Genomic DNA, 26,255 nt, shown 5'->3' on the forward strand with positions numbered 1-26,255 from the left:
AAAAGCCGCTGCGGAAGAAGCCCTCCGTGCCCACGAAGCGGACGTCTATAAAACATTCCAAGAGTATGCAGCAGGCGACTATGAAGGTTCGTACAACACGTTCCGTGAAGGTTACAGCCGCATGTATGACATCTCGAAAGCTCTCTCAGTCGCAATCACAACACAAATGCCTGAGAAGTTCGACAACACGAAAGCTGATACAAAAGCCGCTGACCTCCGGTCAACACTCAACAGCCTCGCTGCTGAACACGTCGCACTTGCGAACATCAGCATGACAGCAGGCGTCGATCAAGCGAAAGACTACGACGCAGCGAACTGGACGGAAGACATGCACACAGCTGACTTCAAAGCCGCGATCAAATCAATCTACGGTCAAGCCGGTGCGGATCAGTTCGAGCAAGTCTGGACGAAAAACCACATCGAAGCACAAGCGAACCTCGTCACAGCAGCCATCAACGATGATAAAAAAATGATGGGTGACGCACAAGACATGCTCAAAATGTTCACGAACGACTTCGGTGCGTTCCTCGGAGCAGCAACGGAAGAAAACCTTCCGACAAAAGCAGCACAAGAAGCCGTCGCTGGCCATGAAACGTATGTCCAAGACACGTTCATGCAGTACACGGAAGGCGACTACAAAGGTTCAGTCGACACGTTCCGTGAGTCATATGCTTACATGTACGGTGTCGGGGAAAACCTCGGTGAAGCAATCGTCAAACAATCACCTGAGAAATTCATGGACGGTACGCCAGGTTCAATGCCGAACACAGGTAACGGCGGCATGAGCGACACAAACAACAACGCAACAACAGGTGCACTCGCACTCTTCGGTCTTGCACTCGGTGCAGCTGGAATCGTCGTGGCACGCAAACGTCAAAACGCGTAAGCTCACTTCATCAACTTCATTCAAACGAAAGACACGTTCCGCTTCGGCGAACGTGTCTTTTTTGTATATACCCGGTTTGGTAACCGTACTCTGAATCACTCAGCAACCGCTTCTTTCTCCAGTTGGTGTCGCCGTCTCGCATGCATAATGGAGGCGCCGGCAATAATCAACACGACGGCAAGGATGATAAAAATCATGCTCGGGTTTGTCATGATCCATTCCCATAACTCCGACCACGTGACAGCCTGACCAATCCGGACGATGATGAATGTCCAGAGGCCTGTGTACAACCCGGCAGCTAAAAATGTCATCCCCAGGTAACGCGGAAGCGGATACGCGAGTAATCCCGCGACATAATGAATCGGATGGCGCACGCCCGGTAAAAAGAAGGACAGCCCAATCGCCCAAAGACCACGGCGATCCAGAATGTCTTCGGCGCGCGTCAAAAATTTAACTTTCATGAACTTTTTGATGAATGGAATTTCGCGGAAGAAACGTGCCAGCAAATAAAACCACGCAAAGGAAATAAAAAATATCGGCCACGCGGCTAGCCATATGAGAACAGGATGCACACCTTCTTTGATTCGTAACGCTGTATATCCCATCATCAATACATCGTCTGATAACGGCGTAAACATGATGCCGCCCGCTAGTCGGACGAGTGCCATTAAATCCATTAATCGCTCACTTCCTTTTTTCTCTATATAGACAGTATGCCCGATTTTTTTGTTTTTGAGTGTCCTTTGTCGAACAAAGTATTTCGAACCAAAAACATTTGGATTTTAATTTTTGTACGTTGATAGCGCACAAGACCGCTTCGGTACAGCAGCAAACGTCACGGGTGACGGTATCATTGTCATGTCATCAAACACAATGCAATCCATCGCTCCTTGCAAAAAAAGAACGAGATTTTGCTTAGGGGCTGAAACGATCTCGCTCCCCGCGAAGTCCTTTTTTTAGTCATCTTGATTCATTTAAAAAAGAAGGGAATCCGCTTACATAAAGAGAAGTGTAGTAAAGAACCTGAACGTATATCTGCTTGTATGATAGAGGAGGAATTTCCATGTTACATCGCCGGAAGACCTATACGATTCGTCCCGAACGCTTAGAAGAATTTACTGAGTTTTTCCATACCTATTTGTACCCGCTTCAAGTTAGTCATGGTGCTCGTCTTGTTGGTCGCTGGGTGACCGAGGCTGAAGATGAAGTCATCGCCATCTGGGAATATCGCGACCGTGAACATTACGAACAAGTCGATCGTGATGTCCGCAACAGTGCTTTACGCCGCGAAGCGATGAAAAAGCGCGCCCGACTCGGCAAAAATTTGTATATCAAATCGTATGAAGACTTCATGACAGCAACTGGTACGTATGCTCCACCTCGCGCGATTGTCAGTGTGACCGCATATATTACGAACGATGCGGGTGAAGTCCTGTTGGTCCGTAACTTACATCGTGGTGATACGTACGAGATGCCAGGTGGACAAGTCGAAAATCATGAGTCGATTCTTGACGCGATCAAACGAGAAGTTAAAGAAGAGACCGGTATCGATGTCACGATCGACGGGATCACCGGTATTTATCAAAACGTCTCAAGTCACGTTCTTTGCGTTTGCTTCCGCGGAAAAGCGGTCGGTGGTGAACTCGCAACACAAGAAGGTGAAACGACGGAGGTCGGATTCTTCCCGCTGACGCGTGACTCACTGAGTGAGTACATCAAACGCGAGCACTTCCAGTTGCGTACACTCGACGCCATGGATCCACACTACTTCCCACACGCTTTATATAAAGTCAGACCGTATGAATTGATCAGCCGTTATGATGGTAATACGACATCCCCGTCACGCTGACTTGATTACTGTATAACGACATCCAGGAGCAAACCTAACGTCCGTTCCTGGATGTTTTTGCTTTAAAACGATAAGGCAATGAAATCGACAATCATGTGCGCAATCCATGATCCAAAAATGCTACGGCCGGTTTTGATATAGATGTAGTTGAAAATTAATCGCGCTACCCCTTGAAGTAACAGTACATGCAAGAGTGTCGATACGAAGGAGCCGTCCCAATATGACGGAATATGCATGAGTCCAAAAACCAGCGCACTCAACAGAGTACTCATCCACATCGATAATCCTTTACTGCGTGCACCTTCTAATACACCGATTCCAAGTAACTCTTCTCCCATCAACATGAAGGGAATCATAAGAGCAATTTGCGCGAGATGACCTGAAGCTGGATTAGCCGCCCATTCCATACCAGCCGCACTAGCGATTAAGCCAATTAACATACTTGAAACGAAATAGAGCAAAACACCTAGTGGAATCATCCACACTTTTTTCGGAAACGTCAGTACCTGCAGGCTATCTTTTTTAAAAGTAACTGCCCATGCCGCAAGTCCACCTATGAATAATGCTGACCACGCCCATTCCCACTGCGTCAAACCTAAGAATCCAACCAGTAACAACAGTGCTCCAACCACTAACCCACCATTTGTTGTCCGCATCGTTTTCATAATAAGTTCCTCCTTGAGTATTGCACGTTTTTCAATTCGTGCTTCATTTGATACTTGGAGTATAAGACGGATTGATAAAAATAATTCCAATAGTCTCCTATTTAGCACCTTTTACTTTTCGAAAGATACACTTGAAGAAAGGAGAGGATCGTCATTCTATCGCACGGCGAACTTTTACGCGAATTACGGATCAAAAAAGGTGTGACCCAAAAGGATCTCTACGATTCTGTCATGTCTAAGTCTTATGCAATCCGTTTTGAACAGGGGAAACATGAAATCTCTTTTCACCTTATTCAACTACTACTCGAACGGCTCGGTATGGAAATTGATGAATTTCTCTATATCCACCATGGGTTTCAGGAATCTCTTGTCGAACGCTTTTATGACGAGTATGGACTCAAAGGAAATGCAAATGATATCGACGGATTGATGGCTCTTCGTTCCACCTATCGTGCATTTCCGACTTCTTATCAAAATAGTTTGCGTCTTACCGAACTCGATGCCCGGATCGAACAACTGACTTACTTTAATCAGCATAGTGTCTTTTCAAAAGAGGCAATTTCAAAAGAAACACGCCAAACGATTCATGACTATTTAGATCGGATTGAGACGTGGACAATTGGAGAACTGCGTTTTTTTGCGAATACACTCGATTTCATCGACTATGAACGAAAAACGGAGTACTTTCGTAGCATTCTGCCTTCGCTTCATCGCTACAAACAGTTCAAACGCGGACGAACCGTCATTTGTACATTGTTGATTAATGAAATCCATGAATTGATCATGACGACTGAACTTGGTATGGCACAAATACTCCTCGTGCAGCTCGATGATTTTTCACAAGGTGTTGAAGCCATGTTCTATCGAAATACACACCACTTTTATAGCGGACTCCTACTAATTGCTCAAGGGAATGTCTCAGCTGGAAAACTCCAAGTCGAGCAAGCTATCATGATCTATGAAACACTTGGCTATTCTCACCAAGCCGCATTATCACGTTCGTTTTATCAATTGCTTCGTCCAACGAATCCTCCTGAATGAGGTCTTAAATAAGTGACTTTTTTTATCCCGTCCCTTGTTCTTCGATACGATACACCTATATTCGATTATAGGGCGGTGACTTTCCATGAAAAAATCAAATTCGAGTAACATCCGGTGGGAACGATTCTTTCTTTCGCTTGGTCTTCTTTTGCTCTCCTATCTGTATATGAAAACCCACCTATTTGGAGCGCAACTAGCGATGCCGTTATCTGGATTTTTCTCGATCCAACTCTTTTTATTATGAGATTTAATGATGATATCCAGTATAAAACCCTCGTCCATGCGATCATCGCATACAGACGAGGGTTAATCAGGTTAGTTTACGGATGGTGTAACCGTGAGTCGAACGGTAATTCCAGCATCATCGGTGACATACACATCTCCTGCTTGATCCGTAACAGTATAAGCAGAAGCTTTCAACGCCTTAATTGCTTCTTGGAGCGTCTCTTGATCCGGATAGCGTAACGTCCAGTAGACGAGACCGACCGCATCATTTGGATTCGTCGGTGCATCGATACCAGACCAGACGTTCAGACCGATATGATGATGATAACCGCCAGCAGCAACGAATAACGCCCGCATCCGGGAAGCGTCAGCTGCTACTTCAAAGCCGAGTGTCTCAACATAAAACTTTCGCGCTGCTTCGAGTGTCTTCACGTGGAAGTGGACGTGTCCCATGACCGTCTCGCTTGGCATGCCATACCAATCTTCTTCTCCTGCTTCAACGAGCATGCTTTGCCAATCGACAGGATCCGTCGTCATTTTGACGTCGCCATTCGCTTCATACGTCCACGTATCCCGCGGACGATCGGCATAAATCTCAATGCCGTTCCCATCTGGATCTGATAAATAGAATGCTTCACTGACAAGATGGTCGCCTTGACCAACCTCAATGCCTTGTGCGATCAGATTCCGGATGACGAAGCCAAGTTCTTTTCGGTTCGGTAGCAAAATCGCAAAATGGTATAACCCAGCGACCGAGTTCGGTGGGAAGCGACGGGCGTTCGGATGGACTTCCAGCTCAACGAGTGGTGTACCTTGTGCGCCAAGTACAGTCAGTTGATCGGTTTGTGTCAGCAGACGCAATCCGAGTGATTCGGTATAAAATGAAACGGAACGATCGAGATCCGTCACGCGTAAGCGAACAGGACCGAGTGTAATCTGTGGGTGAATGGACATCTTGTTTCCTCCTTCAATTAAATGGCTCGTGTCTCTATTATTACGCGGAAGCGATGGAAGCGGAAGTAGGCACGAATAAGTGGTATAGTATCCTCAACGATACCATGAAGGAGGAAGACCGATGGAAGAGACACCAAGCTGTCGGGTCGAGACGGCACTCGAAATCTTGACTGGAAAATGGAAACCGTCGATTTTACTTGTCTTGATCACACACGGAACACTCCGCTTCAGTGAACTGAAACGACAATTACCGAATATCACCCAAAAGATGCTGACAGCTCAACTACGTGAACTTGAGCTAAACGATATCGTACACCGTGAAATCTACCAAGTCGTTCCCCCCCGCGTCGAGTACTCCTTGACGGATTACGGGCGGACACTCATGCCAATTCTCCATGCGATGAACCATTGGGGCGAACAGCATGCCGCACATATGGAACAAAAAGAAGAGGATCAGAAGGCAGCTTCTTTGCGCTGAGTATTTGAAACGGCCGATTATTCGAAGGGATGGCTTTTGAGCCAGTCCCTTTTTGTGTGGTTGTTTTTTCTCTCCTCCCCCGTTTTCGTAAATCAGTAAAAAATGACAATGGAATAATATCCCTTATTTCACGTATACTGAAGAAATAGACTGCTTGAAGGAGTGACTTACTTATGCACCAGCTATATGCCATCGAACAACTTACAGACCGGCTCAAACAGGATCCGACCGTTGAAGCGATTTTTTTGAAAGGCTCGTTCGGTCGGGGGGAAGAAGATTACCATTCCGATCTCGACCTCTACTGCCTCGTCGCGGAAGACGCTGTTTCGACGTTCTTACCTCGCCGACTGGCGCACCTCGAAGCCTACCGGCCTGTCATTTGGCACGATGACCTGTTCATCGTCGCCCCGCAAATGATCGCCGTCTACGATGATCTGTTACATGTCGACTTATTTACTGTCACGACGGATTCGTTAAATCAAAAAGATGCCATCCGTGTCCTTTATGACCCAAAAAATCAGTTAGCACCGTTTATCGAAGAAAGTTCTCTGACCCTTGCCAAGCAGGAATTCGAAGACGAGGCGATTGACGCCGTCTGGTTCTACTTCCAATATCAGAAAGCTGCCGCACGCGGCAACGGTTTATGGGCAGTCGAAATGTTACGCAGTGCATTAACGAAATTCGCCAAAGTCCTGTTGCACCACTATCTGCCGGAACGGGCCCAACTCGGACTGAAGACGATTCCAGATTACTTACCGGACGACCGGCGTATCCCGTTCGAAGCCGTTTATGACGTCCTTGTCCCGGCGACGCATCAAGAAGCCGGACGTCGCTATGCTGCGTTACTCGAACAAGAACGCACCTTTTTGCAGACGACATTACAGGATCAGCCGGAGACACTTGTGTTACTTGATCGTCTCCTCCGCTCAACGTCTGTTTCCCATTGAACAGGTTGTCGCTTTTGTCAGATATCACTTGATCAACAAAAAAACTCCCTTCCACATCGGAAGGGAGTTTCAGCGTGTAGACAAACTCTTATGAAGCGCGAACATGCGATAACGAGAGACAATCCGGTCGCGCTTCCCTGTCTCGCCTCGTCTTCAAAGCGATTCGAGACGGATTGCGCCCTAAACCGTCTGCATGACTGGATTTCTTTCACGGTATTATCTAAAAGCGTCGCGTTTCGTTGACTCCTGCGGGGAAAAGTGCGTTTTTAACGTACTTTTAGAGGCAGGCAAGACCCTGCTCATTGTCCGTGAGGATCAAGGAGCAACGGCTTGCGCCTCGCCCGAGGAAAGCAACGAAAAAGGACGCTTGATCTCCCGATCGCACGTTGTCTACAGCCTGAAACGCCCTTCCACATCGGAAGGGCGTTTTGTCCAGTGTACCTTGCGTCATAACTTAATTTGTTTCGACTCCCCACCGGACCAGCCGAACCCGGACGAGACTTCGAGGACATATCCGTTTGCATTCTTCGGTAGCTCAAACACAATCTTCCCTTGTTTTTCGATATTCGGATTAATCGTCTCCAGGAAAAATCCGAGCCCTCCGTCATTGGCATATGAATCGAGTTCGGCATCTGCCGAATATTCAGTATCGCCGACTTTGACTTTAAACATTTCGCTGTCGACGAACCGTTCTTCCTTGTCCCGATTCAAAATCGTCACGTCAACGACGAGAAATTGACCCGACGTCTTTTTTTCACCTAATACATTACTAAGGGTCGCGACTTGTTTGACGTCATTGACGGTATAGGTCAGTTTGCCGACTTTTACTTGATCGCCCACCTTCGGAATCACTTTTTTTACGGCCGGCTTTGCCACCGCCTTTGGTTTCGTTGTTTCTTTTTCTTCCTTCCCTTCAACGGTCGTTTCCGGCTCCGCTGTTTTTGGTTCTTCGCTGTTCATTAATGCTGAGAGAATGATGAACCCGATGACGAGAAACGCGCCCCACTTGATTACTTTTTTCATGTTTCTTCCTCCTCTTTCTTTTGGCTGGTGATGTGATACTCCTAGTATAGAAAGAGGCAAGAGGTAGACCTTTTATTATTTTTGACCAGGTTATTTTTTGTTTATGGTATGTAAAATGACGTTTAAAAAACGCCTTGGCTCTAAGTTTGAGTCAAGACGTTCTTAGGTCATTTCACTTTAATGACGATTTTACCTTTCGCATGACCTTCTTCTCCGTAATCATGCGCTTGTTTCGTATCCTCAAGATCAAAGATCCGATCGACGACTGGTTTTAATTCACCTTTTTCGACGGCTTCCGCAATTTTTTTCATCCGTTCGCCTGTCGGTTGCATAAAGACATATTCGACGCGTGCCTTCGCCTGTTTTGCTTCCTCTTCGTTTGGCGGTGTTGAAATCGAGACGAGCATCCCATTTTCTTTAAGCATCTTGTAGAGTTTGCCCTGTCCGTCTCCCCCCATCGTATCGAAAACGAAATCAAGGTCACGCACGCTGTCTGCCGGGTCTTGTTGTTTATAGTCGATGACTTCGTCGGCTCCGAGTTCACTGACCCAATCGACGTTCGTCGTGCTCGTTGACGTGACGACATACAAGCCATGTGCTTTCGCGAGTTGGATTGCGACCGTTCCTACACCACCTGAACCGGCACCGATGAAAATACGGTCGCCTGGTTTCGCATCCATCACTTCGAACATGACTTGCCATGCCGTATGCGCGACGAGTGGCAGTGATGCGGCCTCCTCGAAGCTAAGGGAAGCTGGTTTTTTGACGACGAGATGGGCATCGACAGCGACATACTCGGCATATGTGCCTTGACGGGCAATATCCGGGCGACTGAAGACTTCATCTCCGACCTTCAAATCGGTCACGTTCGCTCCGACTTCTTTGATGACACCCGATACATCCCAACCGATGACAAGCGGCATTTCGTAACTGAGCATCTCTTTTAAGTATCCTTCGCGCAGTTTCCAGTCAACCGGATTGACACTCGCTGCATGAACTTCAATCAATACATCATCTGCACCAATCGTCGGTTGCTCAATCTCACCTACTTTGAACTCATCCGATCCACCATATTGTTCGATATACGCTGCTTTCATCTCATCGTCCTCCTTTAATCTATTCATTCACCCTTACTCTCTTCCCATTCTGCTTGGTTCACAAACGAAAAAGCACACCGCTTGTGGGACGGTGTGCTTAGAACTATAGACAAACTCTTATGGAAAGCGAGGATGTCGGAACCGTCCGTCACAAGGATTGGTTTTGATCTGACTTATCCATGTTCTTGTGTCGTCTCGCGTAGCGTCGATGCCGTCGCGTTCAACGCATGAATCGCATGCTGCAAGTCCCGAATCTGTTCGACTTGTGACCGGGTCAGACCCGATAACTGATCACTGCTCGTCAATAACAGATCCATGAAAGCATCCAGCTGTTCTGTCGCCTGCGTGATATCCGTTAGGCTACTCGTAATCGTAGCGAATTGCTGACGTGCACCACTGATTGCTTGGACTGAGTCTGACGAATCTGCCGCAATCGTTTGCAAGGCCTCCTGACTCTGTTGCATCCGCTCCTCTTGCTCACGGAGTAATGCCGTACTCGCATTGATTGCACTTCCCGTATTCGTCACATCACGTTCGACCCGTTCGATGATTTGATTGATTTCTTTCGACGCTTCTGCCGTTTGTGACGACAAGTTACGAATTTCTTGCGCGACGACGGTGAACCCTTTTCCGAATTCCCCCGCCCGTGCCGCTTCAATTGAAGCGTTTAAACTCAGTAAATTCGTTTGCGTGGCGATGGCATTGATGCTTGACGTGATCGTCACGATTTCTTGGAATCGTCCCGCGAGCTGACCGAATGACGTCACAGACTCACCCATGCTGACCGTCAATTGTTGGAGCGACTCACCTGCTTCACTGATTGTCTCTTGACTGTTCTCAGCTGTAAGTTTTGAAGAGGAACTCCGTTCGAGAGCGCGATCGACAGCTAATGTGACATCGGCAATCGATTGGACGTTACTTTCGTTCATTTGCCGAATTTGACGGACGGACGTTGCATTTTTCGCTGAATTTGCCGCAAGCATCTTCATCGCGTCATCGATTTTCTCGAATGAGGCTTTTGCCGTATCGACCGTTTCACTCATCTCTTCCGTGAACGTCGTCACGTCTGTAGCAGTCGCCGCGGATTGGGCAAGCGTCGTCCGAGAGACTTCTGCATACGTTTCTGCCTTTTCTTGCTGGAGCCGGACTTCTGTCATGACGTTCCGACCGAATACAGCGACAAACACGGCAGCTGCGAACGTCATCAAATAGATGACAAGTGCAACGATCATATCAAATAAATTGACCAGTTGAATCGTCCCTGTGACCGTAAAGAGCACGAGTTCAAAGAGACCAAGAAGACCTGCCATCACGACCATTCGTGGAATCAAATAGACGACGGACATGACGAGGTAGAGATAGGCAATCGTCCAAATGCTTTGTGTCGGTAAGGTAACGAGCACTAGGGCAAGAACCATGTATGTCAACACGATTTGGATGTACTTACCACTCGGGTGTTGTCCGAAAAAATGATTTCCGGCGAGGAGCGCGGCAGTCAATAGGACACCACCGATTAAAAATTGATAAAAGACTTGCATCGTGACGTAATCCATCTGGGCAAAAATAAAAATCAACGGATGGGCAATTGTGATCAATGTCGGGATGAGACGCGATAAGATTTTAGTGCTAAGCTGTTCGAGCGGCGATACCATCTGCAAAACTCCTTCTCCTGTTCGTATAGTCATATATCGGTTATGAAGGAAGAGAGGTTTAGTGGTTCTTTTTTACCTACTTGACGCTTCGATTCGAAACAGCGTATGTTGAAAACACGATACAGGTAGAGGATGGATGACAGCATGCTTTATGTTTTAGTTGGTTTAGCCGGTGTACTCGGTGCCTCGGCACGATACGGTCTGAGTCTAGCGATCGGGCAGTTCGCGACGGGAACGTTTCCGATTGCGACGCTCGCGATTAATCTGCTCGGTTGCTTCATTTTAGGATATGCCACCCACTTTTTATTTCGGACGAATTTACTCCATCAGTATGCGATGACGGCGCTCGGGACGGGGTTCGTCGGCTCGTTCACGACCTTCTCGACGTTTAGCGTCGAAACGGTCACGTTACTCCGGACAGGCGCGTACGGTTTTGCTGCGCTTTATGTGTGCATCAGTTTGTTTGGTGGATTACTTTGTTCATACCTCGGTTACGCACTTGGAACGCGGCGCCTCCGCCACTTCGCGACAAGGAGGGGGAACAAATGAATCTGCTTGCACTCGGCCTTGGTGCTTTTTTTGGTGCCCTTAGCCGCTTCGCGCTCAGTCAGTGGACGAAAACATTTTGGACACGTGACTTCCCCCTCGCAACCTTCGTCGGTAACGTCAGCGGTTCCTTTTTGCTTGGTCTCGTCGTCGGACTTCATCTCGATTCGCCATGGATGTTGTTCCTCGGGACAGGATTTCTCGGTTCATTTACGACGTTTTCGACCTTTAAACTCGAGACCCTCCAATTGTTACAGGATGAAAGTCGTCGGACGCTCGCCCTTTATCTCGGGATGAGTTATGTTCTCGGAATCGGTGCTGCCTTTCTCGGTCTACTGTGCGCACTTGCAACAAACTAAAAAAACAGATCTGCGTCTCCATTTAAGGAGAAACAGATCTGTTTTTGTTTTGCTGAGTTGATTAGTCGTTCAACCAGAAGAGACCGACTGTTTCTGCTCCGGCATGTGTTCCGATTGCTGGACCAAATGTACCGTCAAGAACCGTTAACTCCGGGAACTTCGCGACAACTTGATTCCGCAACTCGGCGGCCATTTCCGGTGCCATCGTTGTCGCAACATAAATCCGGTTTTTATAAAACGTGTGCTGGCGCATTGCTTCTTCGACTTGCTTGACGATTTCGATGTAGGCTTTTTTCAGCGAACGTGCTTTTTTGAACGGGACGATTTTACCGGCTTCATCCGTCGTGATGATCGGTTTAATGCTGAGTAAGTTCGCTAAGAACAAATCTCCTGACGAGACCCGTCCGCCACGGCGCATCGTCTCCATGTTGCCGACGATCATATAAAAATGCGTTTTTTTAGAAAGTTCATGTAACGCCGCTGTGATTTCCTCAACGGACTTTCCTTCCGCTTCAAGCGCCATCCCGTAACGAATGAATTCTTGTTGCGTTTCGAACGCCGTGTGCGAATCAATGATATGGACCGGGAAACTTGCCGCTTCTGCAGCAGATGCAGAACTTTGAACCGTACTCGATAGACCGTTCGTACAGTGGACGGCAATCGCACAATCATATCCTTCTTCTTTTAAGCGTTCATACGTACCGACGAACTCCCCAAAAATCGGTTGTGATGTCTTTGCGACCAACTTCTTATCTGCATCGAGTGCGCGGAACAGGCGCTCTACCGTAATCGTGTCTTCATTATAGGCTGTATCGCCGAGCAAGATTTGAATCGGTACGACATTGACGCCGATGGATTCTGCCTCTTCCTTTTTGAAATAGGCCATACTATCGGTCACCCATGCTATTTTAGTCATTTTCCTATGCCTCCGTTAGATTCTTCTTGCTTTATCGTACCACATACGAGCACGTAATTCGCAAGAAACGTCACTCTATTCGCCCAAATTGGAAGGTCGTCCGTTTTTTGTACAGTTCCCCTGCACGTAAGACAACGGATGGGAAATCTGGTTGATTGATCGCGTCCGGTAACCCTTGTGTCTCAAAACAAATCCCAAGATACGGGGTTGCCTTGCGACCGGCAATCGTGAAGTCTCCACCTAAATGGTTACCGGTATAGACGACGACGCCTGGCTGCTCCGTCACGACCCGCAATCTTCGTCCGCTCACGGGTTCCTCAAGAACGATTTCGCCCTCTTCTTTGAGAAGGAACGGATGATCGACCCCACTTCCTGCTTGGCGGAGTGCTTCATCCGACGCATGGGTCACTTCGTACAGTGGACGAGGTGTCCGAAAATCAAAGACGGTCTCATTCACCGACAAAATTTCCCCGGTTGGGACAGCATCTTGATCCAGCGGAATATAAAACGGCGCATCCATCCGTAACCGGTGCTGTTCGATCGTCGTCTTCGCGTCTCCCGTCAAGTTAAAGTACGTATGATTGGTCGGACTAAACGGAGTCGAGGCCGTCGTCGTCGCATCATAAGTCAGAATTAACGCATCATCGTCTGTCCACTCGACCGTTAAGCGGACTTCCATCTGACCGGGATACCCATTCTCGCCTTCCGGACTGACAAGTGACAGCTGTAGCGTATCGCCTTCAATCGTGTGATCAAAAAATCGATTCGACCAGTTGACACTTCCTCCATGTAAATGGTGTTCGCCCTCATTTTGTTCGAGGAGATAATTCATGCCTTCGAGCGCGAATGCTCCGTTCGCGATTCGCCCACCGACGCGACCAATCGTCGCCCCGAGATGGTGCGGATCGTCTAAATAGTCATCTAATTCATCAAATGCGAGCACAACATTTTCAATGTTCCCTTCTTGATCCGGTACACGAATGGCTGTGATTTTCCCACCGAGATTCAACAATTCGACGCTATGCCCGTTTCGATTCATCAGTGTAAAAGCGATGATCGGCCGTTCGTCGGTCTGACCGACTTCTTTTTTTGTAATCATCTGCCTCGTCCTCCTGTATCTCATCTTTGTCTGCTTTCATTTTTACCCGAGTTCTTCAAAAAAAAAACAAAGTGGTTACATGAAAGCAATCACTTTCGATTCGCCCGTGTGACTTCATCTAAAAAAGTACGGCAGCCGACTCAACATATGCTGCCGTACTTTCAGTTGAAGATTCGCGTTTTCATCCAGTCTGCTATCCATCATTCCGCGAGAGGGGCAAAGTTATCGCAATACGCGTTCCTTGGTTGAGACGGGAATGGATCGTATACGTCGCTTCCGTCCCGTATTTTGCACCAAGCAGACGGCGTAGTCCAAATAACGTGCTCGTATCTGTCAGCTGATCCTCATCGAGTCGTTGACGGATGTCTTTGTTCATCCCGACACCGTTATCGCTGATTTCTAATACAAGATCGTTCACCTGCCGAAAAGCACGGACCTCAATCCGAAAATGACGTCCGTCTTTTGGAAAGGCGTGCCGCAATGCATTATCGACTAGTTTCGTTAGTAAAAATGGCGGCACAAATGACTCTTCAATTGCCGTTTCGATATCTAAATCAATCGTAATATCGGCATGGGTCAATTGATTTTGACGGCGTCGTGTCCCTTCAAGCGACAGATAGGCTTTTAATGTCGCAATCTCTTCCCGAAGTGGATAATCATCGATTCGCCGTGCCGCCGTCAACAAATGAAGCAACGCGTCGAGTTGTTGCTTGACCGGAGTTCCGGGATCAGCCGTCTGATGAATCTCGTCTACGATGCCACGCAAATAATTTGGATGAAGAAATGGTTTTTGTATCGGATTTGACCGTTTTTCGAGCTGTTCTTCCCGGTACGTTACAAGCTCACGCGCCAACAAGTGAACCAGTTGCTCTGTCGTCTGTTCAATCGTATCGTCAAACAAATCACTCGGGAAGTAACACAATATCCCTGCTTTCTCACCATTGATCTGCAAGGGATGAAACGACAAAATTTGCTGCGTCACGGGTTCTTCGATTTGTGTCGGTACCGCTTCCTCAATCCAGCGGTTCAGTTCCCCATGTGGTGTTCCCCCATATACGGGGTCCTCTCCTGCTTCAATGTCGACAAGAACTTCCGAAGGACTGGACAAGGTAATGCGGTCGATTTTTGTTTCATCTAAAATCGTCGTCCCGATTTGGCTAGCGACATCGCGTGTCATCCCCTCTTTTCGAAGTGGGCGGATCGCTGATAACAAGCGCGACGCACGTGCACTCTCGCGGACGAACAGTTCCTTCTCAAAACGCAACTGCGTCCGTAAAATCAAAATGAACACCAAAATACCGACTGCATTCGCAAACAGCATCGGAAAGACGGCTTGTCCCGTGATGGTTAAAATCTCTGCCGGATCGTCTGCCAGTAAAATCGCTAAACCTAAATCAAGTATCACCATAGTCAAAACGAGCGCAATCGGTTGGAGCAACGTGTATTTATCTTTCAGTCGCCACCGTCGACTATATAGACCACTTAACGTCCCTGCAAGGATTGCAACGAACCAGCCCGCCTCCGCACCGAGTGACCCAATTAAAAACCGATGGAACCCGACAAATAGTCCGGTCAATCCCCCAATCACAGGTCCCCCGAGGAGTCCGCTCGTAACGATGATCGTCAACCGTGTATCAATTAACAGTTGATCGTCCGTCACTGCGAGTCCAAGTAACGGGTCAATCGTTTGATTTGAGGATACAGCAACGCCTGCGTAATTCATTAAAATACCTGACACGGAGAAAATAACAAGGAGCGACAGCCGACGTGAACGACTCGTCGAGGTTTTGAAGACATGCCGTGACGTACGCCACTGCGATAACAAAAAGGCAAGTAAAGCCAGCATACCAAGCCGGCTGAGCAGAAACGGCATCAAGTCTAACACAAGGTTCCTCCCTCTTTTGAACGACACGATGAATTCTCTTTTTAGTAGTATTCAAGCCGGTACGCCGTTTTCCCTACTGATTAATCCGTTATTCGCACACTGATTTAATTTCTGAAAAATTGATTCCCACAGCAACAAAAAAATCCCCTTGATTGATTCAAGAGGATTTCAGACTGTAGACAACGTATCATCGGGAGAGCAAGCGTCTGTTTTCGTTGCTTTCCTCGGGCGAGGCGCAAGCCGTTGCTCCTTGATCCTAGCGGACAACGAGCAGGGTCTTGCCTGCCTCTGAACGTGCGTTAAAAACGCACTTTTCCCGTAGGAGTCAACGAAACGTGACGCTTTTTAAATCATACCGTGACGGAAAACTGGGCAGACAGACGGTTTAGAGCACAATCCGTTTTGAATCGCTTTAGAACCGTGAAAAGCAATCAATCGCAACCCTGCAGCTTTGTTCGATTGCCGCTTTGAATACGAGGCGAGACAGCAAAGTGCGAACGGATTGCCTCTCGATAGCGCATGTTCACGCTTCATAAGCGTTTGTCTACATGCTAAAATCCCCTTGATTAACTCAAGAGGATTTTGCATTTTATTCTTATTCTGCTTTTTCGAGCGGGTGCAACCAGAGTTTAATCTGATTGATTTGATAGTTCTCCATCTCCATCACTTCGACAGAGAACGTCTCTGTATCAATATGTTCGCCTGGCTGAAGATCGATGTTATGCATCTGGATCCAACCGCCGATCGTATCGACATCTTCGTCGTTCGTAAACTTGAGACCAAACCGTTCTTCTAAATCTTCCAGCAAGACCGTTCCGGCAACGAGGTACTCGTTGTTCGGCAACTCTTGAATTTCTTCGACTTCGTCCGTATCAAATTCGTCACGGATTTCGCCAACGATTTCTTCCAGTAAATCTTCCATCGAGACGATTCCCGCCGTACCACCGTATTCGTCAACGACGAGGACGATGTGCGAACGCGTTTCTTTCATTTTTCGTAACGTATCTTGAAGCGACGTCGTTTCTGAGACGACCGGTAAATCCTTCAAGTAATGTGTCACCGGATACTGATGTCCATTCGCAAAATCCGTCAAAACTTCTTTGACGTTGATGTAACCGAGAATCCGGTCTTTGTCGTTTTCTTCCGTTACCGGGTAACGTGTGAACGGATTGTCCATGAAGATTTCCATCAGTTCTGCTTTTGAGAGACGCTCCGAGATCGTCGCCATCCGCATCCGTGGAACCATTAAATCTTTGACGACATGCTCGTCAAAGGCGAACACATTTTGCATCAAAGCAAGTTCCGTTTGGTTGATTTCACCACTTTGGAAGCTTTGTGCCATGATGATTTTCAATTCATCTTCCGAGTGGGCTTGTTCGTGTCCAGCAGGTTTTACACCGAATAATCCAAGGAAAAAACGTGCCGATCCATTGAGTAACCAAATGAACGGGTACATGATTTTACCGAAAATGAACAGTGGACGTGCGAAGAGCAAGGTCATTTTTTCCGCGTATTGGATCGCGAGCGTTTTTGGCGCGAGTTCTCCGATGACGACGTGCAGGAATGTCACGGAAATAAAGGCAATCCCGAACGATAGGAGTGTCGAGACAGCAGCCGAGACACCGAATTCGTCAAAGACCGGGTGGAGAATCTTTTCGACGGTCGGTTCTCCGAGCGCCCCGAGTCCAAGTGCCGTTACTGTGATTCCAAGCTGACAGGCAGACAAGTAGTAATCGAGATCACCGGCAATCTTTTTGGCGAGAATCGCACTCTTATTGCCTTCTTGAATCATTTGATCGAGACGCGACATCCGAACTTTAACGACCGCAAACTCTGATCCGACGAAAAACGCTGTTAACACAATCAACAACACCACTAAAAATAAATTGATGAAAAGTATAGTATCCAAAATCCCCTAAACAGGGGTCACCTCCAGTTATTTGTTTTTACAGCTGTGCAATCAAGGATGCAATCAAGGTGAGACGACGTGATAACTCAAGACGAATCTCTTGTTTTTCGAACTCTGTTGATTCGAGTAAACGCCGCTCCAATCCTTTGACCGTATCTTGAAGTTGCTGTACTTCTTGATAAATGACATCTCCCGTTTTTTCTTCCCGTTCCGTAAATGAAGCAAGAATCTCTTGTAAGGAAAGTCGCTGTGTCTTTAAATATTCAATCTTTTGAACTTGATGGACGACATCTTCCGGATATAACCGGTAGCCGGCCGCCGTGCGTTCTGATGTTAAGAGACCGAGTGACGTATAGTAGTCGATCGTCCGTTTTGATAAGCCGGTGGTCTCCGCGACCTGACCGATTTTAAGTAGCGCCTTCCCAAAGATTCTCACCCCCTTCTCTAGTGAAATTGTATTTGTATCATAACACGCCAAAACCGTACAGTACAACGTTACGCTTGTTTCTTGTTACAAAAATAGACCATTTGTCCTCCTCCAGACGAGAAGAGCAAATGGTCATATCTTTATACTGAAGCGACTGATTCTCTTGTTGGTGTGCCGACGATCGAACGTTCAAGCAGTTCGACGACGTCGTATGTTGCGACGGATTCATCGACTTCTTTTGCTTTCGTTCCATCGCTGAGCATCGTCAGACAGTACGGACAAGCAGAACCGATGACAGATGGTTGCACCGTCAACAGTTGTTCCGTCCGGGCGACATTGACACGGGCTCCGACTTTTTCTTCTTGCCACATCATCCCGCCGCCTGCGCCACAGCACATGCCTTTTTCCCGGTTCCGCTCCGTCTCGACGAGCGTGATCCCTGGAATCTTTTCAAGGATGTAACGTGGAGCGTCGTAGATGTCGTTATACCGACCGAGGTAACACGAATCATGGTAGACGACACGTTCTTTGACTTCATGCATCGGCGTGATCCGTTTGTCGTCAATCAAGCGCGCCAGTAACTCCGTATGGTGATAAACCTCGACATCCGGACTAAGTCCGAAGTCTGGGTATTCATTTTTGAACGTGTTGTAAGCGTGCGGGTCAATCGTGACGATTTTTTTGACACCGTATTTTTCGAACGATTTAATGTTCGCTTCCGCAAGTTCTTGGAACAAAACTTCGTTCCCGATCCGGCGTGGTGTGTCACCGGAGTTCTTTTCATCATTGCCGAGAATCGCAAACGAGATGTCCGCTTCGTTCAGAATACGGGCGAAGGCCATCGCGATTTTTTGACTGCGGCTGTCATATGAGCCCATCGCACCGACCCAGAAGAGGTACTCGAATTCTTCGCCGGCTTTTTTCTTTTCTTTTGCCGTTGGAACGACAAGTTCTTCGCGCGTTTTGCGCCAGTTTTCGCGTTCTTTCCGGTTCATTCCCCATGGGTTCCCTTGACGTTCGATGTTTGCCATCGTCCGTTGCATTTCAGGATCCATTTTTCCTTCCATCATCACAAGGTGACGACGGAGATCGATGATTTTATCGACGTGTTCATTCATGACCGGGCATTGATCTTCACAGTTGCGGCATGTCGTACACGCCCAGATTTCTTCTTCCGTGATGACGTTGCCAATCAATGAATCCGGTACAACATCCATCTGACCGGCTGCTGCAAGGGACGCAATCTGATTCCCTTGTGATCCGTCAAAGGCAAAGGCTGGTGCCCACGGTGATTTTTGTGTGATCGCTGCCGTCTTCATGTTGAGGTGATCGCGTAGCTTGACGATTAAGTCCATCGGCGACAGCATCTTCCCGGTTCCGCTCGCTGGGCACATATTTGTACAGCGTCCACATTCGACGCAAGCATACAGATCGACCAATTGTTTTTGGTTGAAGTCTTCAATTTTATTGACTCCGAAACTAAATTCCGCATCATCATCTTCCGCTTCTTCCATGACAGACAAGTCGATTGGTGCAAGGCGCCCGACTTTTGACGTCCGACCGAGCCAGACATTCGCCGTACCGGCGATTAAATGAGCATGTTTGCCTTGCGGAATGTAGACCATGAAGCTAAGCAGGAACAGTAAGTGTGCCCACCAGAAGAAGACGAACAGTCCGAATGCGACTTGTTCCGGTACCCAGCTGAACAAGAAGGCGATGGCAGACGCAACCGGTTCACCGAGTGTCGAGTGGTTTTCGTAGACGAGGAAAAACCCGTTGCCGAATAAAACTGCGACCATCAATCCACCGATAAAGATTAAGGCGAGTCCTGCCATGAAGTTTCGTTTTAAGCGCACCAGTTTCTCGACATAGCGACGGTAGAATCCCCAAACGACCGCAACCAAGATGACGAGCATGACGATTTCCTGGAAGAACGTAAAGATTGGATAAAGTGGGCCGAGTGGAATGTGTGGAAAACGTTGTCCGACTGCAAGTCCCTTCCAAATGAAATCAATCGCCCCGAACTGGACGAGTAAGAAGCCATAGAACATCATGACGTGAATCGTCCCACTCTTCTTATCCTTAAGTAGTTTCTTTTGTCCAAAGACGTTCACGAGTACCGAGTTGAACCGTTCTTTATTCGTTAAATCCCATTCCGCCTTTTTCCCCCGGCGAATCGCTTCATAACGGCTCTTGACGAGCGTCACAAACAGATAACCTGCATACCCGACGATGAGCAGGAAGGCAATCCAGTTAATCAGTAAAAATGTCCCCATAAAACAAGCCCCTTTCCCCCTAAAGCAGTTGTATTGAAATGAGTATAGCACATAATGAATGACTATTCATTCATTATTTTGATATTTTTTGGAATAACAAAACATTGATGATTCCTCTCAAAAATTTAGTTTATTTTGTAATATAAGTAAGTTAAACTAAAAAAGCTGTTTTATTTACATATTTAATAGGAGGTATTTGGTTATGAACGGTATTTTGCAACATCCGAGTGGTTTAGTGAAAGAAGTAAAAGTCGGTTTTTCGTGGACGACGTTCTTTTTTGGATTTTTCCCAGCGTTTTTCCGCGGTGATTTTAAATGGGGATTGATTCAATTGGTCGTCGGTTTCGTAGCAGCATTTGCGACAGCCGGAATCCTCGGTATCGTTATCAATATCGCGTTTGCTTTTTTATACAACAAGATTTACATCAATGGTTTAATCGAAAAAGGCTATCGCCCGATTGATCAGTCGTTCCAACAGTCGTTACGCCAACGCGGCATCCACGCTAAACTCTTATCCGAAACAGAACGGACAGAAGCTGCGTTTTGATTTTTCTTTTTAACACATACAAAAAACCGACAGCTTCTCACTTTCCAAGGAAGGTCAGAATCCGTCGGTTTTTTGTATGAAGTTAATTATTCACCCGTTGGCAACAAAACGATTTTCCCAAGCTTCCCCGCTTCCTTGAAATACGTCTGTGCTGCCCCCGCTTCCTCGAGCGGAAATGTCCGGTCGATGACGGGTTCTAGTTTCCCGGCTGCAATCGCTTCAAGCATTCGTCCGTACTCTGCACGTGTTCCGAGAACTGAACCATACAGCGTCAAGTGCTTCAAGTAGACTGTCCGGAAGTCAAGCTGTGTCTGCTGGCCACCAGCAGAACCGGAGATACAGAACTTGCCGCCATTTTTTAAGATGGCGAGTGATGTCGCAAACAACGCATCACCGACAACATCGAGTACGGCATCGATGGGTCCACCGTTCGCCGCTACAATATCGTCTGCTAGTTGCTCTGATTTATACGAGAGGACGTGTGTCGCCCCAAACTGTTTTAACTGGTCACTTAGTGCAAGATCACCGACGAGGGCGATGACGTTTGCTTGAAAAACACGCGCGGCAATTTGGACGTTCAATGAACCGACACCACCATTCGCCCCTGTCACGAGAACCGTTTGACCTGGTTCAAGTTGGAGCTGTTCGACCATGTGCCACGCCGTCAAACCACTGACAGAGAAGACGGCACTTTTGGCGTAGTCGTCAAGCGGCATCTCGTAACACAGTTCGGCCGGCCAGACGACGTAATCCGCGTAACCCCCATCGTATTCCGACCCGATGAACGACATATCTTGCGCGATATGCTCCGTTCCGTCCGGTCCGCTTGAGGTAAAGGGAAACAGGACGACGTCTCGATCGATTTGTGTTTCTTCTACCCCCGTCCCGACTTTCACGATCCGTCCGCTAATATCAGAACCCGGAACACGTGGAAACTGAACGCCTTCCGGTTTCCAACCTGATTTTGCGTCCGTCCCGTAGGCCCCTTCACGCATCCAAATTTCTGTATTGTTGATGGCGCACGCTTTGACTTTTACGAGTACTTCTCCTGGACCGGGCTCCGGAATCGGACGCTCGACGACGGCGAGCTGATCGACGTCCCCGTATCCTCTGACTTCGACTGCTTTCATAATCATCTCTCCCTTTCTAACTTACTCTGATTTATTGTTTGACGTATTCTCTTCATCAACATGATTTAAGAACAGTCGCTCACCGAAGAAGACAACGGCGATGACGATCAGTGACACGACGACGACAAGCCAGTCACTTGAAACTTTAACGTAGACGAAAGCACCAAGAACAATCGCATCTAGAATAATCGCACAACTGACGATGAACGGATTGACGCTCAACTCTTTTCGCAGATGCTTGAGCACGCCGACATGAATGATGATATCCATGACGAGATATAAAATTGCTCCCATCGAGGCGATTCGTGTTAAGTCGAACAGCACCGTTAAGACCATCGCAACGACAATCGTATAAACTAATGTATGCTTTTGAACGGATCCCGGCATCCCGAAGTGACGATGCGGAATCAAGGTCATGTCCGTCAACATCGCAAGCATCCGTGAGACAGCAAAGACACTGGCAATGATCCCGGAAATCGTTGCAAGAAGCGCGATCGACACCGTGAACCAGACACCGGCGTCCCCGAGTGCCGGACGTGCCGCTTCTGCTAGGACATAGTCCTTCGCATCGATAATTTCTTGGAGCGATAGACTGCTCGATACCGAGAATGCTAACAAGAGGTAGACGACCAAACTGATTAAAATCGATACGATGATCGCGATGCCAACGTTCCGTTTCGGATTGACGATTTCGGACCCGCTGTTCGTAATCGTCGTAAACCCTTTAAACGACAAGATGGTCAACGCAACTGCCGCAATATATCCGGTGATTGTGACATCGGGTGCGCTGCCTGTCGTCTCAGGGACGAATGAAAAACCACCGATGGATAAAGCAATAATAGCAAAGACAACGAGTGCTGCGACCTTCAAGATCGAAGCGACAAGTGAAAAGGACTGAATAAAGGTATTTCCTGCGATATTAACTAAAAAGGCGAAAACTAACAAACCAACACCAAGTAACGGAACGAGATAGTCCGCTTGATCCCCTGGGAATAGTTGCAGTAAGTATGTCCCGAACGTCCGGGCGACTAAACTTTGATTGATGACCATCGATAAAGCCATCAGTAAGGCGGCACCTGCCGTAATTGTTCCTTTACCATAGGCTTTGACAAGGAACATTCCGATTCCGCCTGCTGACGGAAAGGCATTGCTCAACTTAATGTAGGAATAGGCACTAAACGCCGTCACGATCCCACCGATGATGAAAATGAACGGAAACCATGTACCTGACAATTCTGCGACCTGCCCGAGTAAAGCAAAAATCCCGGCACTGATCATGACGCCTGTCCCTAAACCGATGGCTCCTGTTAACTTGATACTGTCTTTTTTATATTCTGCCACTTGCTCCACTCCTCTCTATTGCTGTCATTACCCTGAAAATTCTTAGGATTAAACAGCAATCGAGAAATAGCACGTCTGCAAACAAATTTTTTTGAACACAAAGAGAGAGGTGGTCATCAAAACCCACCTCTCTCTTTCGTTCATCTCTGACTTTTACGTCATCACCTTTATCGGGTAAAAAAGAACTCTGTCTAACCCGCCGTTATTCGAGACCTAATGTTTGCGGCAACTTGACTGCTTTTGCATAAGCGGTCTGATAATCTTTTTTTGCGACAGCTTGTTCGACTTGTCGGAGCGCCGGGTGATTTTCTTCCGCAAAAGCACCAAGAATTGTGAGGTAGCGTTCGTAGACTGTTTCGTCCTCTTTTCGAGCGTGAAGTAACGCCGTATACAACATGACTGTATCTTCCCCGTATAAGACCGGCAATTCTTCATTGATCAACAACAATGAATCAATTGCATCCGTCTCGACTTTCGGGTTGTATTCCGTCATGACTTGTTCTGCGAGTGTTTCGAGTTGGTCACGCCACGCATTGTACTTATCCTCATCATTTTCTAACCACTCGAACCATTCCTCGTCGAGCATCTGTTCCATCTCTTTTACCGTTTGTTCAAACGCCATCTGTCTCACTCCGTTTCCATGTTAGTTCAATCGTATACGTTCCGACCGCCTGATGATTCATCATCAAGTCGTAGGTGAAGCGCATCTGTTGGTCGAGCATTTCAATCGTATGTGTGTCTGTCTGCATCAACATCTGACCAAACTGACTTTCATATCCACTCTTTGTTTGTTGTCCTAAAATGAACACGTGATGCATCGAGACGGGACCTTTGCGGTTCAACGCAACTTGGTCATGCGACCACTTGATCGTCGTATCAATCGGCTGCTCGTCTTCTTGTACGAATTTCACCGCAAAACCGTCCTTCGTCTCAAACAGCATACCTTCTGCTTCGAGATCGACGGATTCACGCATCGCGTCATCTTGAATCGTCGTCACTTGCCGCAGCAGGACGGGATAACGTTTTGGTTTCACTTTTTATCACCTCATTGTCTAGCGTACACGATTTTTTCCTCTTACGCACGGTCGCAAACTGACAAGACACACAAAAAGACTGGATTCAGCACATGCCGAATCCAGTCATTGTTTATCGTACCCGGTACAGACGTGCTTCGAATGGACGAAGCGCCAGTTCCGTTCCTTCGTGATAGGCTGTCTCGTAGTTACCGAGCACCAGATTATCCGAATGGAGGATGATGTCCGTATCGATGTCTGCTGCTTCACCTTTTAAGTTCGTCACAATCAAGAATTGTTCATCACCCAGTGTCCGCGTATAGGCATAAACTTTTTCGTCTTCCGGTAAAATCAAATCGTATTCTCCGTAAATCAACGTTTCTTCTGCTTTCCGGATTTGAATCATCCGTTTGTAGAAGTTAAGAATCGAATCTTCGTCTGCTTGCTGTGACGCGACATTGATGTCCGCAAAGTTCGGATTGACACCGAACCACGGCGACTGTGAAGAGAATCCGCCATTTTGTTCGTTCGTCCACTGCATTGGTGTCCGTGAATTGTCACGCGACGAGTTCCAAATGACTTCCATGATTTCTTCATGCGTTTTACCGGATGCCAGTTGCATGTTGTACATGTTTTTCGTCGCGACATCATCATAATCCGCGATGTCCGGGAATTGAACGTTCGTCATCCCGATTTCTTGGCCTTGGTAGATGAATGGTGTCCCTTGCATGAAGAAGTACATCATCGCGAGCGACTTCGCACTTTCTTTCCAGTACTGTCCTTCGTCTCCCCAAAGTGAAACGGAACGGACCTTATCGTGGTTTTCAAGGTAAAGTGCATTCCAGCCTGTTTCTTCGAGACCTTTTTGCCACTTCGTCAAGACTTGTTTCAGTTTGACGACGTCAACGCCTTTTTCCGCATCTGACCGCCATAAATCCATATGCTCGAACTGGAAAACCATGTTCATTTTCCCATTTTCTTCGCCGACCCAAAGATCTGCTTCTTCCGGTGAAACACCATTCGCTTCACCGACTGTCATGATGTCATATTTTGAGAAGGTTTCATCTTTTAGCTCTTCCAAGTACTCATGGATCCCCTCAACATTCATATGCATCTCAAATGACGGTACATGCGGCATCCCGAGTGGATTCGGTAAGTCGGCAAATGATTGGTCTTTATTGATGTGACTGATTGCATCGATCCGGAACCCGTCGATCCCTTTATCGAGCCACCAATTAATCATCGTGTAGACTGCTTGACGCATGTCTTTATTTTGCCAGTTCAAATCCGGTTGGCGGCGTGAGAAGACATGTAGAAAGTATTGTTCTGTCTTTTCGTCATATTCCCATGCCGATCCGCCGAAGATGCTTTCCCAGTTGTTCGGTTCTCGGTCGTTTACGGCATCTTTCCAGATGTACCAGTCGCGTTTTTCATTGTCTTTTGAAGAACGCGATTCGAGGAACCACGGGTGTTCGTCCGATGTATGGTTGACGACCAAATCAAGCAATACTTTAATATCGCGCTTGTGTGCTTCTTCCATTAATAAGTCGAAGTCTGCCATCGTCCCGAATTCATCCATGATGTCTTCATAGTCACTGATGTCATATCCGTTGTCATCATTCGGTGATTTGAACATCGGACAGATCCAGAGAACGTCGACACCTAAATCTTTCAAATAATCGAGTTTTGCGATGATACCCGGAATATCGCCGATTCCATCGTTGTTTGCATCATAGAAGCTTCGTGGGTAGATTTGGTAAGCAACTGCTTCTTTCCACCAAGCGCGTGTTAGAGTTTTTTGAGCCGTTTCTGGGCGCGGTATCATTTGTGTCATCGTGTATAAATCCTCTCGTTTGTCTGTCTTAGTCACTTGTTTTTTGTCGTATTTTATCTCGTTCATTCTCTTATATCGATTCATTTCTTTTAAGCGCAATCGATTGCGCAAATACTCTACCTTCATCTTATCAAATACACATGCAATGTCAACGTT

General features: G+C 47.3%; 24 protein-coding genes and 1 pseudogene. 8 read left to right on the forward strand and 17 right to left on the reverse strand.

Features of this window, described 5'->3' with window-relative positions; translation table 11 throughout:
* Positions 1–886: pseudogene (locus KNQ04_RS14825) on the forward strand (copper amine oxidase); the annotation flags it as partial.
* A 95-nt stretch (positions 887–981) separates the two neighbouring features.
* Here the strand turns inward: KNQ04_RS14825 and KNQ04_RS14830 are convergent.
* The gene (locus tag KNQ04_RS14830; RefSeq protein WP_214851673.1) at positions 982–1,563 is read right to left on the reverse strand and encodes a DedA family protein; all 582 of its coding nucleotides are present in this window, start codon (positions 1,561–1,563) and stop codon (positions 982–984) included.
* Between the two features lie 386 nt (positions 1,564–1,949).
* On the opposite strand from KNQ04_RS14830, the gene KNQ04_RS14835 reads away from it, so the two are divergent.
* Complete coding sequence (locus KNQ04_RS14835; protein ID WP_214851674.1) at positions 1,950–2,735, forward strand: NUDIX domain-containing protein; 786 nt, start codon at positions 1,950–1,952, stop codon at positions 2,733–2,735.
* Positions 2,736–2,797: 62 nt separating this feature from the next.
* Here KNQ04_RS14835 and KNQ04_RS14840 read toward each other — a convergent pair whose 3' ends face one another.
* Positions 2,798–3,400: a CPBP family intramembrane glutamic endopeptidase gene (locus KNQ04_RS14840; RefSeq protein ID WP_214851675.1), complete on the reverse strand. Its 603-nt coding sequence runs from the start codon at positions 3,398–3,400 to the stop codon at positions 2,798–2,800.
* A 153-nt stretch (positions 3,401–3,553) separates the two neighbouring features.
* Between KNQ04_RS14840 and KNQ04_RS14845 the strand changes: the two genes are divergently transcribed.
* On the forward strand, positions 3,554–4,441 hold the full coding sequence (locus tag KNQ04_RS14845; RefSeq protein ID WP_353049736.1) for an Rgg/GadR/MutR family transcriptional regulator: 888 nt from the start codon (positions 3,554–3,556) through the stop codon (positions 4,439–4,441).
* A gap of 315 nt (positions 4,442–4,756) precedes the next feature.
* On the opposite strand, the gene KNQ04_RS14850 is transcribed toward KNQ04_RS14845, so the two are convergent.
* Positions 4,757–5,620 carry a VOC family protein gene (locus tag KNQ04_RS14850; protein ID WP_214851677.1) on the reverse strand — a complete coding sequence of 288 codons (864 nt, stop codon included), beginning with the start codon at positions 5,618–5,620 and terminating at the stop codon, positions 4,757–4,759.
* Between the two features lie 121 nt (positions 5,621–5,741).
* Here KNQ04_RS14850 and KNQ04_RS14855 point away from each other — a divergent pair, with 121 nt between their 5' ends.
* Complete coding sequence (locus KNQ04_RS14855) at positions 5,742–6,098, forward strand: winged helix-turn-helix transcriptional regulator (protein ID WP_214851679.1); 357 nt, start codon at positions 5,742–5,744, stop codon at positions 6,096–6,098.
* Positions 6,099–6,271: 173 nt separating this feature from the next.
* Positions 6,272–7,045: a nucleotidyltransferase domain-containing protein gene (locus KNQ04_RS14860; RefSeq protein ID WP_214851681.1), complete on the forward strand. Its 774-nt coding sequence runs from the start codon at positions 6,272–6,274 to the stop codon at positions 7,043–7,045.
* 447 nt (positions 7,046–7,492) lie between these two features.
* Here KNQ04_RS14860 and KNQ04_RS14865 read toward each other — a convergent pair whose 3' ends face one another.
* The 3 genes from KNQ04_RS14865 to KNQ04_RS14875 all read right to left on the reverse strand — a co-directional run bounded on the left by KNQ04_RS14865 (position 7,493) and on the right by KNQ04_RS14875 (position 10,817).
* Entirely contained in the window at positions 7,493–8,068 is a 576-nt protein-coding gene (locus KNQ04_RS14865; protein ID WP_214851683.1) for a DUF4352 domain-containing protein, read from the reverse strand.
* A 167-nt stretch (positions 8,069–8,235) separates the two neighbouring features.
* Positions 8,236–9,165 carry an NADP-dependent oxidoreductase gene (locus KNQ04_RS14870; RefSeq protein ID WP_214851684.1) on the reverse strand — a complete coding sequence of 310 codons (930 nt, stop codon included), beginning with the start codon at positions 9,163–9,165 and terminating at the stop codon, positions 8,236–8,238.
* Between the two features lie 173 nt (positions 9,166–9,338).
* A complete protein-coding gene (locus KNQ04_RS14875; RefSeq protein WP_214851725.1) occupies positions 9,339–10,817 on the reverse strand; it encodes a methyl-accepting chemotaxis protein in 1,479 nt (492 codons plus the stop codon).
* 144 nt (positions 10,818–10,961) lie between these two features.
* On the opposite strand from KNQ04_RS14875, the gene crcB (KNQ04_RS14880) reads away from it, so the two are divergent.
* Positions 10,962–11,366, forward strand: a complete 405-nt coding sequence (gene crcB / locus KNQ04_RS14880) for a fluoride efflux transporter CrcB (RefSeq protein WP_214851686.1) — start codon at positions 10,962–10,964, stop codon at positions 11,364–11,366.
* Positions 11,363–11,722, forward strand: a complete 360-nt coding sequence (crcB, locus tag KNQ04_RS14885) for a fluoride efflux transporter CrcB (protein WP_214851687.1) — start codon at positions 11,363–11,365, stop codon at positions 11,720–11,722. The genes crcB (KNQ04_RS14880) and crcB (KNQ04_RS14885) overlap by 4 nt, the downstream gene beginning before the upstream one ends.
* Before the next feature lie 61 nt (positions 11,723–11,783).
* Here the strand turns inward: crcB (KNQ04_RS14885) and KNQ04_RS14890 are convergent, their stop codons facing one another.
* The 6 genes from KNQ04_RS14890 to KNQ04_RS14915 form a co-directional block, all read right to left on the reverse strand.
* A complete protein-coding gene (locus KNQ04_RS14890; RefSeq protein WP_214851688.1) occupies positions 11,784–12,638 on the reverse strand; it encodes a DegV family protein in 855 nt (284 codons plus the stop codon).
* Between the two features lie 70 nt (positions 12,639–12,708).
* Complete coding sequence (locus KNQ04_RS14895; RefSeq protein WP_214851689.1) at positions 12,709–13,737, reverse strand: aldose epimerase family protein; 1,029 nt, start codon at positions 13,735–13,737, stop codon at positions 12,709–12,711.
* Between the two features lie 193 nt (positions 13,738–13,930).
* Positions 13,931–15,622, reverse strand: a complete 1,692-nt coding sequence (locus KNQ04_RS14900; protein ID WP_214851690.1) for a LytS/YhcK type 5TM receptor domain-containing protein — start codon at positions 15,620–15,622, stop codon at positions 13,931–13,933.
* Positions 15,623–16,217: 595 nt separating this feature from the next.
* Entirely contained in the window at positions 16,218–17,531 is a 1,314-nt protein-coding gene (locus KNQ04_RS14905; RefSeq protein WP_214851691.1) for a hemolysin family protein, read from the reverse strand.
* A 37-nt stretch (positions 17,532–17,568) separates the two neighbouring features.
* On the reverse strand, positions 17,569–17,967 hold the full coding sequence (locus KNQ04_RS14910) for a MerR family transcriptional regulator (RefSeq protein ID WP_088836120.1): 399 nt from the start codon (positions 17,965–17,967) through the stop codon (positions 17,569–17,571).
* Positions 17,968–18,098: 131 nt separating this feature from the next.
* The gene (locus KNQ04_RS14915) at positions 18,099–20,234 is read right to left on the reverse strand and encodes a (Fe-S)-binding protein (protein WP_214851693.1); all 2,136 of its coding nucleotides are present in this window, start codon (positions 20,232–20,234) and stop codon (positions 18,099–18,101) included.
* A 202-nt stretch (positions 20,235–20,436) separates the two neighbouring features.
* On the opposite strand from KNQ04_RS14915, the gene KNQ04_RS14920 reads away from it, so the two are divergent.
* A complete protein-coding gene (locus KNQ04_RS14920) occupies positions 20,437–20,781 on the forward strand; it encodes a DUF2628 domain-containing protein (RefSeq protein WP_214851695.1) in 345 nt (114 codons plus the stop codon).
* An 86-nt stretch (positions 20,782–20,867) separates the two neighbouring features.
* Here the strand turns inward: KNQ04_RS14920 and KNQ04_RS14925 are convergent, their stop codons facing one another.
* The 5 genes from KNQ04_RS14925 to KNQ04_RS14945 form a co-directional block, all read right to left on the reverse strand.
* A complete protein-coding gene (locus KNQ04_RS14925; protein WP_214851697.1) occupies positions 20,868–21,911 on the reverse strand; it encodes a zinc-binding dehydrogenase in 1,044 nt (347 codons plus the stop codon).
* A gap of 21 nt (positions 21,912–21,932) precedes the next feature.
* On the reverse strand, positions 21,933–23,252 hold the full coding sequence (locus KNQ04_RS14930; protein WP_214851698.1) for an APC family permease: 1,320 nt from the start codon (positions 23,250–23,252) through the stop codon (positions 21,933–21,935).
* Positions 23,253–23,454: 202 nt separating this feature from the next.
* Entirely contained in the window at positions 23,455–23,874 is a 420-nt protein-coding gene (locus KNQ04_RS14935) for a hypothetical protein (RefSeq protein WP_214851699.1), read from the reverse strand.
* On the reverse strand, positions 23,864–24,286 hold the full coding sequence (locus KNQ04_RS15695) for a YwiB family protein (RefSeq protein ID WP_353049735.1): 423 nt from the start codon (positions 24,284–24,286) through the stop codon (positions 23,864–23,866). Before KNQ04_RS15695 ends, KNQ04_RS14935 begins: the two co-directional genes overlap by 11 nt.
* Before the next feature lie 112 nt (positions 24,287–24,398).
* A complete protein-coding gene (locus KNQ04_RS14945; protein ID WP_214851700.1) occupies positions 24,399–26,099 on the reverse strand; it encodes a glycoside hydrolase family 13 protein in 1,701 nt (566 codons plus the stop codon).
* Between the last annotated feature and the right edge of the window lie 156 nt (positions 26,100–26,255).

The sequence above is a fragment of the Exiguobacterium sp. s193 genome (assembly GCF_018618755.1).
GTDB lineage: Bacteria > Bacillota > Bacilli > Exiguobacteriales > Exiguobacteriaceae > Exiguobacterium_A.